This is a genomic window from Clavibacter sp. MX14-G9D, assembly GCF_032917815.1.
GTDB classification, from domain to species: Bacteria; Actinomycetota; Actinomycetes; order Actinomycetales; family Microbacteriaceae; genus Clavibacter; species Clavibacter michiganensis_K.
Genome location: NZ_JAVCVL010000109.1, coordinates 1 through 9,189 on the forward strand (window position 1 = coordinate 1; position 9,189 = coordinate 9,189).

The window sequence follows — 9,189 nt, forward strand, 5'->3', positions numbered from 1 at the left end:
GCCCCGCCGCGGGCGGCCGGTCCGCGCCACGCGCCGGATGCCGCGGCCGTCACCGGGCGTCCGCGTGCTCCGGCGGCCACACCACGGCGAAGCGCTCGAAGACGATGTCCTCGTCCTCCGACCACACGGCGCCGCGGGCCGCGCTCACCCGCTGCCAGTAGATCCGGTGCTGGATGCGCCAGCTGTCGAGCGAGCGGTCGTCCTCCCCCTCGTCGTGCGCGAAGGCGGCGTCGGCGCTCGCGAAGGGGCCGACGCGGAGCTCGGTGCTGCGGATCACGATGCGCGGCCTCCCGGCGCCGTCGCACGCGATCCAGTGCGATCCGATGCGCGGCACCTGCTCGCCGCGGGCGAGGAAGTCGGCGACGAGCTCGGCGGTGGCGCGCTTCCGGCCGTCGAGCACGATCCCGAGCAGCTCGTCCGCGAGGCGCGCGGTGTCCCCGAAGCGCTCGACCGTGTGCTCGGGTCCCGCGGCCACCGCCTGCGGGTGCGCCTCCGCGTACGCCGCCCACATGCGCGCCGCGGCGGGGAGGTCGGGCGGGGAGGCGGGCGCGGTCGCATCGCTCATGGACCCGATGCTCCATGCGGGCGGGCCCCGGCCCGATCCGGCGCCGCGGCGCCCGTAGCCTGATCCGGTGGAAGACCCGACGCCGCCGCCCGCCCGCCGATCCCGTCCCGAGCGCGCCGCCGGCCGGACCGCCGGCCGCCCCGCCCCCGACGCCGAGGCCCGCTCGGAGGCGCTGAAGGAGCGGATCTACGTCACCTTCACCGCGCTCGCGGTCACCATCGCGACCGAGCGCGAGGCCGACCACGCGACCGTCGGGACGGCCGCCCTCACCCTCCTGCTCACGGTGGTGGGCACGCTGCTCGCGGTGTCGGTGGCCGAGTGCATCGCGCAGATGGTCCGCGACGGCGAGGTGCCGGACCGCCGCGACGTGGCCCACATCCTCTACGTGTGCGGCAGCTCGCTCGGCGTCCTGCCCGCGCCGCTCGCGATCCTCGGGCTCTCCGCGCTCGGGGTGCTCGACCTGGCGACGGCCCTGCGGATCATCTCGATCGTGCTGGTGGCGACGCTCGTGCTCGTGACCCTCATCGCCGTCCGCCGGCTCCGCGTCGCGCTGGGCGTGAAGCTCCTGGTGCTCGGGGGCGTCGCGGCGCTCGGCGTCCTGGTCCTCGTGGTGGAGCTTGCGGTCCACTGAGCGTCGGCGGCCGGCGGGGGCGCGGATCCCCGCGGGAGCGGGCGCGCCCGTAGCGTGACCCCATGACCGCCGCCCCGCTGCCCGCGCGCATCGAGACCGCGCGCCTCCTGCTGCGGCCGCTCGGCCCGGGGGACGCGGACGTCGTCCACCGCCTCTGGACCGAGCGCGACCCCCGCGTCCCGCCGGAGCGCCGCGTCGACGGGGACGGGCACCCGACGCGCGACGAGGTCCGCGCCCGTCTGGCCGTGCAGGCCGAGGAGTCGCTGCGCACCGGCGTCGGCCAGCTGGCGATCGAACGCCGGGACGCGCCGGGGGTCGTGGGCTACTGCGGGCTGGTCGTCGGCCGCGCGTCCGCGGAGGAGCCGGAGATCGTCGTCGAGCTGCTGCACGAGGCGCAGGGGCAGGGCATCGCGACGGAGGCCGTCCGCGCCGTGGTCGACGCAGCGCGCGCCACGGGCCGCGTCCGGCTCTGGGCCACGGTGCGCCGCTGGAACGCAGCCTCGCTCCGCGTGCTCGCCGAGGCCGGCTTCACGGAGAGCGGCCGGGTGACGCCGGACCCCGACCACGGCGACCTCGTCTGGATGACGCGCGACCTCACGGCCTGACCTCGGGCCGCGCCACCGGACCCCGCGCCGGTGCCTCCCAGCGCACCTCGCCGTCCACCACCACGTCCGTCGGCACCAGCGCGAGCCGTCGCGCGACGGCCTGCGACGCCGCGTGATCGGGGTGGATGCGCGCCCGCACGGTCCCCACGCCGTCCTCCCGCAGCCACCGGAGCATCGCGGCCGCGCACTCCACGGCGGCGCCGGCCCCCTGGGCCCCGGTCCCGATCAGCCACGCGACCTCCGCCGTGCGCGCCTCCCCCTCGCCGGTCACGGTCGCCTGCACGAAGCCGGCGGCCCGCCCCGAGGCGCGCTCCCGGATCACCCACACGAGCCACCGCTCCGACCCGTCCGGCGAGCGCCCCGCCGCCTGGCGGGCGAACCGGGTCCGCAGCGCGTCGAGCGTCGGCGGCACGCCGCCCGTGAAGCGGTACAGCGCCGGATCCCGGAGCACCCCGACCATCTCGCCCGCGTGCCCGACCACCAGCGGCTCGAGCGCGTACCGCTCCGTGACGAGCACGGGAGCGGGCGACGTCGTCACCGCCCGATGCTCCCACGCGCCACGCCCGGCGGGCAGGCCGGCCGGCGTCCTCGAGCGCCGTGTCGGGCCCCGGGAGGGGAGCCGGAGGACGGCGTGTGACCTGATTGACGCATGAGCTCCGAACGCGGCCTCGAACGGCTCGTCGCCTTCAGCGTCGCGGGCTTCGCCATCGCCATCACCCTGGTCGTCCTGCCGCTCGTGGACACCGCCCGCGACGGGGCGTCCGACAGCGTCGCGGGCTTCGTGCGGGAGAACGCGGCGCCCCTCGGCGCGGCGGCCCTGAGCTTCGTCGTGATCGCCGCGCTCTGGCAGGCCCACCACGCCGTCCTCGGGCGGATCCGGGCGCTCACCGGGGGCATGATGCGCGCGAACTGGCTGTGGCTGGCCGCCATCGTGTTCCTGCCGCTGCCCACCGTCCTCATCGTCGGGGCCGCGGAGGAGGACCGGCTGGGCGTCGTCTTCTACATCGCGACCATGCTGGTCGCGTCCACCTCCCTCGCCGTGCTCGCCGAGCTCGGGATCCGAGCCACGCCGCCCACCGCCGCAGCCGCTGGATCCCCACCGGCCTGATGGCGGCCGCCCTCGTCCTCGCCGCGGCCGTGACCGGCGTCGGCACCTGGGCGCTCCTCGTGCTGCTCATCACGATCCCCCTCGAGCGCCTCGGCCGCCCCCGCCGTCGCCCGCGCCGCACCCCGCCGATACGCTGACGACGTGACACCCCGCGGCGCCCCGACGCCCTCCGCATCCGCCGCCCCGAGCACCTCCGCCGCCGCGCTCACCGCTCCCGGCGGCCGCCGGATCGCCGTGCAGTTCGTCGCGATGGGCACGGTGTGGGGTGCCAGCTTCCTGTTCATGAAGGTCGCGCTGGAGGGCGTCTCGTTCGGCCAGGTGTCCTGGACCCGGCTCGTGCTCGGCGCCGTCGCACTCGGCCTCATCGTCGCCGGGCGCCGCCTGCCGCTGCCGCGGGAGCGCGTCGTCTGGCTGCACTTCGCGGTCGTCGGCGTCGTCGGGTCGGCCATCCCGTTCTCGCTGTTCGCCTGGGCCGAGCAGCACGTCACCTCGGGGGTCGCGAGCATCTACAACGCGACCACGCCGATCATGACGGCGCTCCTCGCGACCCTGGCCTTCCGCGTCGAGCGGCTCGGCCGTCGGCAGCTCGCGGGCATCGCCCTCGGCATCGCGGGCGTCGTCGTGATCATCGGGCCGTGGCGGCTGACCCCGTCGGCGGAGGCCGCCGCGTCCGGCCAGCCGCTGCTCGAGCTCGCGGGCCAGCTCGCGTGCCTGGGCGCGGCCCTCTGCTACGGGATCACGTTCGGCTACCTCCGCCGCTTCCTCACGCACCGCGGCATCCCCGGCGTGGTCACGGCCTTCATGCAGATCGGCATGGGAGCCGCTGCCATGGTCGTCGCCACCCCGTTCCTCGCCACCGGGCCCGTGTCGCTCGACGTGCCGGTCGTCCTCAGCCTGCTGGTGCTCGGCGTGGTCGGCACGGGCCTCGCGTACCTCTGGAACATGAACGTGCTGCTCGCCTGGGGACCCACCGCCACCTCCACCGTCACGTACATCACGCCGGTCGTCGGCGTCGCGCTCGGGATCCTCGTGCTCGGCGAGACCCTGCACTGGAACGAGCCCGCCGGTGCCGCCCTCGTGCTCCTCGGCGTGCTCCTGTCGCAGGGCCGCCGCCGCGCGGCCCCACGATCGAGGCACGCCCCGGCGACGTCCGCCGGAGACCCCGCGGCGCCTCCCGCCCCCGCGGCCGCGACGCGCACCCCTCCGACGCCCGGCTAGGCTCGCCGGGTGCGTCTCGTCATCGCCCGCTGCTCCGTCGACTACGCCGGCCGCCTCAGCGCGCATCTCCCCCTCGCCACCCGGCTCCTCATGGTCAAGGCCGACGGGAGCCTCCTCGTCCACTCGGACGGCGGCTCCTACAAGCCCCTCAACTGGATGAGCCCGCCCTGCACGATCGTCGAGGTCGAGCCCGACGACGACCAGGCGCTCGCGGGGGTCCGCGAGATCTGGCGCGTGGTGCAGCCGAAGACGGCCGACATGCTCGTCGTCTCCATCCACGAGGTGCTGCACGACTCCGCCCACGACCTCGGCGTCGACCCGGGCCTCGTGAAGGACGGCGTGGAGGCGCACCTGCAGAAGCTGCTCGCCGAGCAGATCCACCTGCTGGGGGACGGCCACGAGCTGGTGCGCCGCGAGTACATGACCGCGATCGGGCCGGTCGACATCCTGGCGCGGGACGCTGCCGGCCGGTCGGTCGCGGTGGAGCTGAAGCGCCGCGGCGACATCGACGGCGTCGAGCAGCTCACGCGCTACCTGGAGCTCATGAACCGGGATCCGCACCTCGCGCCGGTCACGGGCGTGTACGCCGCGCAGGAGATCAGGCCGCAGGCCCGCACGCTCGCCGAGGACCGCGGGATCCGCTGCCTCCTCCTCGACTACGACGCCATGCGCGGCCTCGACGACGGGCACTCGCGCCTGTTCTGACGCGGGCCGCGTCCGGGACGCGCTCCGGGTGCGCTCCCGGCGGGCACCCGCACGACCCTCGTAGGGTGTCAGCGTGACCGCACCCGACACGACCACGCCGTCCTCCGTCGCCGGCTCCGCACCCTGGAGCTGCATCCTCTTCGACCTCGACGGCACCATCACCGACTCGGCCCCCGGCATCACGGCGCAGCTCGCGAAGACGCTCGTCTTCATGGGCCTGCCGGTGCCGGGCCCCGCCCAGCTGCTCGAGTACGTGGGCCCGCCCATCCTCGACTCCTTCCGCGACCTCGCCGGCATGGACGACGAGGCCCAGCAGCGCGCGCTCGCCCACTACCGCGCGGGCTACGCGGCCGGCGGCGTCTTCGACAGCGCGGTCTACGACGGCGTCCCCGACGTGCTGCGCGCGATCCGCGCCGCCGGCATCCCGCTGTCCCTCGCCACCAGCAAGCCCGAGTCGCAGGCGCGCCGCGTGCTCGACCACTACGGCCTCACCGACCTGTTCACGGAGATCTGCGGCGCCAGCGAGGACGAGGTGCGCTCCGCCAAGGCCGACGTCATCGAGGAGGCGCTGCGGCGGCTCCGCGCGGCCGGCGTCGACGTCGCGAACGCGGTGATGGTGGGCGACCGCGAGCACGACGTGCTCGGGGCCGCCGCGCACGGCATCCCGACCGTCATGGTCGGCTGGGGCTACGGCAGCCCGGCCGAGGCGGCGGGCACGATCGCGGTCGTCGAGACGGCCGCCGAGCTCGCCTCGCGCCTGGTCCCGGAGGTGCGGGCACCCGCCGCCTGAGCGGCCCGCTCCGAATCCCTCACAAGCAGGAGCGTTTCCACAGATCCGGCTGCCGACCCCCGCCCGCCCCGGGGTTAGCAACACGGAGTGACAGAATGACCCGCGGAGGAACCATGTCATCACCGCAGGACCTGCAGGACCCGCTCGCGCTCGACAGGCAGGTCAGCTACTCGCTCGTCGTCGCCGCACGCAGCGTGACCGCCCTCTACCGCCCCATCCTCGACCCCCTCGGGCTCACCCACCCGCAGTACCTCGTCCTCCTCGCCCTCTGGGCGCGCGGACCCCGCTCGGTGAAGGACCTCAGCCACGAGCTCCAGCTCGACAGCGCCACGCTCTCCCCCCTCCTCAAGCGCCTGGAGGCCATGGGCCACGTGTGGCGCGTGCGCCGCGCCACCGACGAGCGGGTGCTCGAGATCGGCCTCACCGACCAGGGCCGCGAGCTGCGCGAGCGGGCAGTCACCATCCCGCAGCAGATCCGCGACCGCCTGTCCATGTCGGAGGAGCAGCTCCAGGGGCTGAAGTCGGTGCTCAGCCAGGTCATCGACAACGCGAAGGCGCTCCCCGAGACCATCTGACCGGGCGGCGCCCCGCCGTCCGCCGCACCCGCACCCGCACCACCTGCATCCCCGCACCACCCGAACGGAGCGCGACCAGTGAGCGACACGGTCCGCGCGGTGCTCCTCCTGGAGTGCTACGTCACCGTCACGCTCCTGGCGCCGCTCCTCCTCGGCCGGCTGCCGCTCGTCGCCCAGCGTCCCGTCGCCATGCTCGCCGCGTGGCACGGGTTCCTCGCCACGGCGGTGCTGAGCCTCGGCTCGGGGCTCGGCCTCCTCATCCACCAGGGCATGTCGCTGCAGGCGGGCGCGCATCCGGCGGCGGATGCGGGCGCGCCCGGCGCCGCGCCCCTCGCGGCCGTCCCCGTCGCCGCCGTCCCCCTCGCGGCCGTCCCCCTGGCGTACGTCGCGGCGGGGGTGCTCGGGGTGCTGCTGTTCCGCATCGTGGAGGAGGGCGGACGTGTGGTGCGCGAGGCGCGGCGGCGGGCCGGCGAGGTCGCGACCCTGCTGCTCGCCTCCCGGCCGTACCGGGTCGCCGGCCGCGACGCGCGCCTCGTCGAGTCCGACGTGCCGCTCGCCGCGCTCTCGCCCGCGACCGGCGTGATCCTCCTCACCACGGAGGCGCGCGCCCGCCTCGACGACGACGAGCTCGCCGCCGTCATCGAGCACGAGACCGCGCATCTCGAGCAGCGGCACGCGCTGGCGGTGCGCCTCGCCCAGGTCTCCCGCGCGATCCTGCCGGCGCTGCCCGCCAGCCAGCGCCTCGCCCTGTCCACGACCATCGCGATCGAGTTCATCGCCGACGACCACGCCGCCCGGGTCGCCGGTCCCGCGACCGTGGCGTCCGCGCTCCGGAAGCTCGATCCCGGGGGCGGCCTCTCCGCGCTCCGCGCCGACCGCCTGGACCAGCCCCGCGGCGGGCATCCGGTCGCCCTGCGGCTGCTGTGCGCCGTCGCGTGCGCGCTCCCCGCGCTGCCGCTCGTCATCGTGCTGCTGCCGCCCTCCTGACCTCCGCGCGGTGCGATCCCGCCACCGCGTCGCCAGCCCGCGCCGCCGGCCCGCCGGGACCCGTGCGGTAGGGTCGCTCCCGAAGGGGAGTAGTCCCCCCGGCCCTCGGGCCGGACGGCGATGCGTCGACATGCTGGCCCCCGGGCCCGGTGCATCACCCGCCCCGGAGCACGCGGACGGCGGGCGGACGAGACCTTCGGCCAGACGAACGACAGGCGCACGCGCGCCGTCGCGTCGGCCGGAGACCCCGCGTCCCGGTCGTCGCCCGACCGGAGGACCCATGACCGCCATCCCCCCTGCCCGCACGCCCGATCCCACCCCCGCCCAGGTGCGCCGCTGGCGGCAGTACCTCGCCGACGAGCGCGCCGAGGCGGCCGTCTACCGCGACCTCGCCGGCCGGCGCACGGGCGAGGAGCGCGAGATCCTGCTCGCCCTGGCCGAGGCCGAGGGCCGCCACGCCGACCACTGGATCGAGCTGCTCGGCGACCGCGTCGGCCGGCCCGTGCGCGGCGACGTCCGCACCCGCATCCTCGGCGTCCTCGCCCGCCGCTTCGGATCCGTGTTCGTGCTGGCCCTCGCCCAGCGCGCCGAGAGCCGGTCGCCGTACGCCGACGACGCGGACGCCACCGACGCCATGGCCGCCGACGAGCGCGTGCACGAGGAGGTCGTCCGCGGCCTCGCCACCCGCGGGCGGATGCGCCTGTCCGGCACCTTCCGCGCCGCCGTGTTCGGCGCCAACGACGGGCTCGTCAGCAACCTCGCGCTCGTGATCGGCATCACGGCCACGGGAGTCCCCACCGCGGTGATCCTCGCCACGGGCCTCGCCGGCCTCCTCGCGGGCGCGCTCTCGATGGGCGCGGGCGAGTTCGTGTCCGTGCGGTCCCAGCGCGAGCTGCTCGAGGCCTCGGCCCCGGGCGCGGGCACCCGCGACGCCCTGCCCCACCTCGACGTGGACGCCAACGAGCTCGCGCTCGTCTACCGCGCCCGCGGCATGACCGAGGAGGAGGCGCTCGCGCACGCCGACGAGGTGCTGCGCGACCTCGCGGCCGAGACCCGTCCCATCCCGGTGACCATCGGGGGCGTCGGTCCCGACGACGAGCACGAGAGCGTCGGCACGGCGTGGGGCGCCGCCCTGTCGAGCTTCTGCTTCTTCGCCTCGGGCGCCGTGATCCCGGTGCTGCCCTACCTGCTCGGCCTGCAGGGCGTCGCCGCGCTGGTCCTCGCGTCGGTCCTCGTCGCGATCGCGCTGTCGATCACGGGCGCGGTCACGGGCCTCCTCTCGGGCGGCCCGCCGCTGCGGCGCGCGGCGCGCCAGCTGCTCATCGGGTTCGGGGCCGCCGGGGCCACCTACCTGCTGGGGCTCCTCTTCGGCACGCAGGTCGGCTGATCCGTCCGGGGCCCGGGCGGGCCGGTCCCGCCGCAGCCGATACGGTGGGCGCATGGCTGACGGAGATGACCCCCGCCGTCGCGAGGACTCCCTCGCGACGCGCATGAGCGACGCGGTGGCGCGCACGAGCGAGCGGGAGGTCGCCCTGCGGGCGATGGGCCTGCTGGACGGCCTGTACGAGGGCGACGACTTCCTGCTGCTGGTCGGCGGACGCCACGCCCGCGGGATCCTCAACGGCGCACCTCCCCTCTACTGGCCTGAGGCCTGGGGCGCCCGCGCGCTCCTCTACGCGTGGACGCCGGAGGCCGCGAAGGTCGTCGAGAAGAACCTGACGAACCGCGCCTGGCGCGTGCGCGAGGCGTGCGCGAAGGTCGTGGCGACCCGGCAGCTGCCGCTGGTCCGCGCCCTCACGGTCCTCGTCACGGACGAGAACGCCCGCGTCCGCGGCGCCGCCCTGCGTGCCCTCGGCGCGGTCGGCTCCCCGGCCGACGAGGAGGTCGTCCGCCGCGCCCTCACCGACCCGGACACGTCCGTCCGCGTCGCGGCGCACGACGGGCTCGAGGCCCTCGCGGCCCGCCACCCGTCGGTGCTCTCCGCCTCCGGCCGTCACGCGGCCGC

The 9,189-nt window shown here is 76.1% G+C and carries 13 protein-coding genes; 11 read left to right on the plus strand and 2 right to left on the minus strand.

Translation table 11 applies throughout. The features are described from left to right. Positions 1-49 precede the first annotated feature (49 nt). Positions 50-565, minus strand: coding sequence for an ASCH domain-containing protein (locus Q6969_RS09820; RefSeq protein WP_317230276.1), 516 nt, complete (start codon positions 563-565; stop codon positions 50-52). A gap of 67 nt (positions 566-632) precedes the next feature. Here Q6969_RS09820 and Q6969_RS09825 point away from each other — a divergent pair, with 67 nt between their 5' ends. Beyond that, on the plus strand, positions 633-1,196 hold the full coding sequence (locus Q6969_RS09825; RefSeq protein WP_317230277.1) for a hypothetical protein: 564 nt from the start codon (positions 633-635) through the stop codon (positions 1,194-1,196). Positions 1,197-1,258: 62 nt separating this feature from the next. Next, complete coding sequence (locus Q6969_RS09830) at positions 1,259-1,801, plus strand: GNAT family N-acetyltransferase (RefSeq protein ID WP_317230278.1); 543 nt, start codon at positions 1,259-1,261, stop codon at positions 1,799-1,801. Here the strand turns inward: Q6969_RS09830 and Q6969_RS09835 are convergent. Beyond that, complete coding sequence (locus tag Q6969_RS09835; RefSeq protein ID WP_317230279.1) at positions 1,791-2,339, minus strand: GNAT family N-acetyltransferase; 549 nt, start codon at positions 2,337-2,339, stop codon at positions 1,791-1,793. The two genes, Q6969_RS09830 and Q6969_RS09835, sit on opposite strands and share 11 nt — an antisense overlap. A gap of 111 nt (positions 2,340-2,450) precedes the next feature. Between Q6969_RS09835 and Q6969_RS09840 the strand changes: the two genes are divergently transcribed. From Q6969_RS09840 to Q6969_RS09880, 9 genes are all read left to right on the plus strand, one after another. After that, complete coding sequence (locus Q6969_RS09840) at positions 2,451-2,909, plus strand: TMEM175 family protein (RefSeq protein ID WP_317230280.1); 459 nt, start codon at positions 2,451-2,453, stop codon at positions 2,907-2,909. Further along, positions 2,909-3,046, plus strand: coding sequence for a hypothetical protein (locus tag Q6969_RS09845; protein ID WP_317230281.1), 138 nt, complete (start codon positions 2,909-2,911; stop codon positions 3,044-3,046). The genes Q6969_RS09840 and Q6969_RS09845 overlap by 1 nt, the downstream gene beginning before the upstream one ends. Positions 3,047-3,158: 112 nt before the next feature. Then, the gene (locus Q6969_RS09850; protein ID WP_317230287.1) at positions 3,159-4,127 is read left to right on the plus strand and encodes a DMT family transporter; all 969 of its coding nucleotides are present in this window, start codon (positions 3,159-3,161) and stop codon (positions 4,125-4,127) included. A gap of 9 nt (positions 4,128-4,136) precedes the next feature. Beyond that, complete coding sequence (gene nucS / locus Q6969_RS09855; RefSeq protein WP_317230282.1) at positions 4,137-4,832, plus strand: endonuclease NucS; 696 nt, start codon at positions 4,137-4,139, stop codon at positions 4,830-4,832. Positions 4,833-4,905: 73 nt separating this feature from the next. Then, positions 4,906-5,622, plus strand: a complete 717-nt coding sequence (locus tag Q6969_RS09860) for an HAD family hydrolase (RefSeq protein ID WP_317230283.1) — start codon at positions 4,906-4,908, stop codon at positions 5,620-5,622. Positions 5,623-5,735: 113 nt separating this feature from the next. Further along, entirely contained in the window at positions 5,736-6,197 is a 462-nt protein-coding gene (locus Q6969_RS09865) for a MarR family winged helix-turn-helix transcriptional regulator (RefSeq protein ID WP_094116756.1), read from the plus strand. Between the two features lie 78 nt (positions 6,198-6,275). Then, on the plus strand, positions 6,276-7,184 hold the full coding sequence (locus Q6969_RS09870; RefSeq protein ID WP_317230284.1) for a M56 family metallopeptidase: 909 nt from the start codon (positions 6,276-6,278) through the stop codon (positions 7,182-7,184). A gap of 280 nt (positions 7,185-7,464) precedes the next feature. After that, a complete protein-coding gene (locus tag Q6969_RS09875) occupies positions 7,465-8,571 on the plus strand; it encodes a VIT1/CCC1 family protein (RefSeq protein ID WP_317230285.1) in 1,107 nt (368 codons plus the stop codon). A gap of 52 nt (positions 8,572-8,623) precedes the next feature. Then, a partial coding sequence (locus Q6969_RS09880) for a HEAT repeat domain-containing protein (protein WP_317230286.1) occupies positions 8,624-9,189 on the plus strand: 566 nt, incomplete at its 3' end.